We start from the raw sequence: 2950 nt of genomic DNA, 5'->3' as shown, positions 1-2950 counted from the left end.
GCAGGATCTCCCAGAGTCCCAGAGCTGCTGGAAGGCATGCTGGGTTACGTGTTAGCGTTTCCTGGTAAGCAAGCCGTGCCTCATCCCACACCCCGCAGTGGTAGGCCAGTTCTGCGAATACCAACCAGGGCTTCCACGCACGAGGATAACGTCCCAGTGTGCGCCGCCGCTCCGGGAGAGTACTGGCTTGGCTTGCAAGTCGCTGGTCAACACGCACACAGAGCTGGATCTCTCCGCCACTGGGGAGCTGAACCGTCACAATACGGGAAGGCGTGACGATTTCTGAGAGAGCCTGCTCCATCCGGCGCAGGTGGGGCGCGTGACCAAGGAAGGTCGTCACCCGTGGGCGCAGACGAACCCGTGCTCGGTGGAGGCGCTGGACAACAGCCTCGACGGAAAGCCCGAGGCGCTCGGCGATCTCCTGGTGTGAGAACTGCTCCAGCATGAGTCGGAACGGGACACGGTAGGTATCGGGGAGGGCATTGATCTCCTGTGCTACGCGCTCCAAAAGCTCATACTCTTCTACTTGCTGTGCCACGCTTGCTTCCGGCATCTTCTCGGGCTGCGCTGAAAGCAAATCAGTACGCCGCCGCTGACGTTCTAGCAACTTAAGGCAGCGCCGCCGCGCTATCTCCTGGAGCCACGGGCCAAATCCACTCGCTCGGCCTGGTTTCTGGACAAACTGATCCAGAGCATGAAGCGCCTGAATAAAGGTCTCCGAGGTTATGTCCTGTGCATCCGTAGCAGGATCAGCGTTGCTGGTGGCCAGCATTCGCTGGCAGAGCGACAGAACACGGGGGGAATGGCATGCCCAGAGCATCCCAAACGCCGTATTGTCACCGCGCTGGGTTCGGGCAATCAGCTCTTGGTCTGAGGGAACCATGACGCATTTTACAGGTAAAATGGCCGCATGAAACAACCAAAGACGGCGAGTGTTTTCCTACCTGCCACACTGGTGCGGCGGGCACAGACCAACGCAGCGAAGTATCCGTTTGCAAAGGTAATTCGGGATCAGATTGTCGCGGCGGCGCAGCCGTGGCGCGGGCTCTCCGATACGCATCTCTTTGGCTTGTTCTTTGGCAACACGATCAAACGGAGCTGGATGGTCTGGTCCAATGGCTACTGCCCAAGCTGTACGAAGTCCGTCCCGATGTACACCTGGAAGATGAATGCGCTTAAAGAGCCTTGGAAGGTGCGCTGTCCGCACTGCGACGACGTGTTTCCAAAAAACGACTTTGGAGCGTTTTACGCATCGGGGCTAGATGAGCGCGGGATCTTCGATCCGAAGAAGGCCGACCGGAAGCTACTGGTGAACCCGAGTGGGCCACGAGGGTTTGGCGTGGACGATGGCGAGGGCTACGTTGAGGGCGACAAGCGCTGGCGCTTTATCGGGGCGTATTTAGTTTATGGCCAGTGGAAGCAAGCCGTCCATGGGGGGATTGTCGCGCTGTCGGCGGCGTATGCCGTCACGGGCGAGGCACACTATGCGCACCAGGCGGGAGTACTTCTGGCGCGCGTGGCGGAGCTCTACCCGACACACGACTTTGGCAAAGAGGGCGTGATGTACGAAGGCCCGCCGCGCTCGGGTTATGTCTCCACCTGGCACGATGCCTGCGTCGAGACGCGTGAAATGGCGCTGGCCTATGATAGAGTGCGCGAGGCGCTCGCCAAAGATACCGCGCTGGCGGCGTTTCTGAAAAAATCCTCGCCTGCCGATGTCCTACGGCAGATTGAGGAAGGTATCCTGCAGGACCCTCAGCGCAGCACCGATAAGATCTACTCCAACTACCCGCAGACCGAGCTGACCGTGGCGATTTTAAAGACGGTCGAGGGCTGGCCCGGAAATAGAGCCGAGATTCTGGCGCTGCTGGACAAGACTCTGGAAAAAGCGACGGCGGTGGACGGCATGACGGGCGAGAAAGGGCTAACAGGCTACTCTGTCTATGCGACCAGCGGGATCGCCACGGTGTTAGCGCTCTACGCACGCATTGACCCGAACTTTCTGCCGGACTTGCTGCGGCGCAACCCACGTATCGGGGAGATGTATCGCTTCCCCCTCGAAACGTGGTGCCTGGGGCAGTTCTATCCGCGCATCGGGGACTGTGGGACGTTCGCAGCGCCCAGCCCGACGTACTGTGGCGTGAGTTTTTCGACCAATCCTGGCATCGGGGCATCCATGTTTGATTTTCTGGGACGGCTCCACGCGGCGACGGGCGAGGTCGGGTTCGTGCAGGCGCTGCACCATGCCAACGGGAAAACTACCACAGACTTGCCCCATGATCTCTTCGCCGAGAGCCCGGAGCGCTTCCAGGAGCAAGTGAGTGCCGCGATTGCTAAGCATGGCACTGAACCCAAGCTGGGCTCGATTGATAAGAAGGAGTGGCACCTGGCTCTACTGCGAGGGGGAGAGGGCAAAAACTCCCGTGCCCTCTGGCTCGACTACGACTCGGGCGGCTACCACCACCACAGCGACGGGCTCAATCTCGGGCTGTTTGCCTATGGGCTGGACTTGCTGCCGGACTTTGGCTACCCACCCGTGCAGTTCGGCGGCTGGGGCGCACCGCGCGCCCTCTGGTACACCATGGCGGCGGCGCACAACACGGTTGTGGTGGATGGAAAAGACCAGAAGCGGGTCGGTGCTGCCATCACCGAGCGGGCGGGCTACGAGGGGCTGCCAGCGGGGAAGACAACCCTCTGGCGCAACGAGAAAAGCTGGCAAGCCGTCCGCGCAGAGGGGGGCGCGCTGTATGGTATCGAGCGCTATGAGCGCACAGTGGGGATGGCGGATCTGCCTGGTGGCGGGTTCTATGTGGTGGACTTCTTCCGTGTGACGGGGGGCCAGGATCACGCGTATTTTCTGCACAGTGGCTACGGCACGGTAGCAACAAGCGGCCTCGTCCTCGCGCCCGGCCCAGACTACGGCAACAAGACCCAAACCCGCGCTTTCCGC

At 60.9% G+C, this 2950-nt stretch carries 2 protein-coding genes; one reads left to right on the top strand and one right to left on the bottom strand.

Annotation, left to right across the window (positions count from 1 at the left end):
- The coding region (locus ACH2EH_RS22690; protein WP_395145338.1) for an RNA polymerase sigma factor at positions 1–883 on the bottom strand (883 nt) is incomplete at its 3' end.
- Positions 884–910: 27 nt separating this feature from the next.
- Between ACH2EH_RS22690 and ACH2EH_RS22685 the strand changes: the two genes are divergently transcribed.
- Positions 911–2950, top strand: a 2040-nt coding sequence (locus ACH2EH_RS22685; RefSeq protein WP_395145336.1) for a heparinase II/III family protein, incomplete at its 3' end; no start/stop codon positions are given.

The sequence above is a fragment of the Armatimonas sp. genome (genome assembly GCF_043760365.1).
Lineage (GTDB): Bacteria > Armatimonadota > Armatimonadia > Armatimonadales > Armatimonadaceae > Armatimonas.
This window is presented reverse-complemented; position numbering and strand designations above follow the sequence as displayed.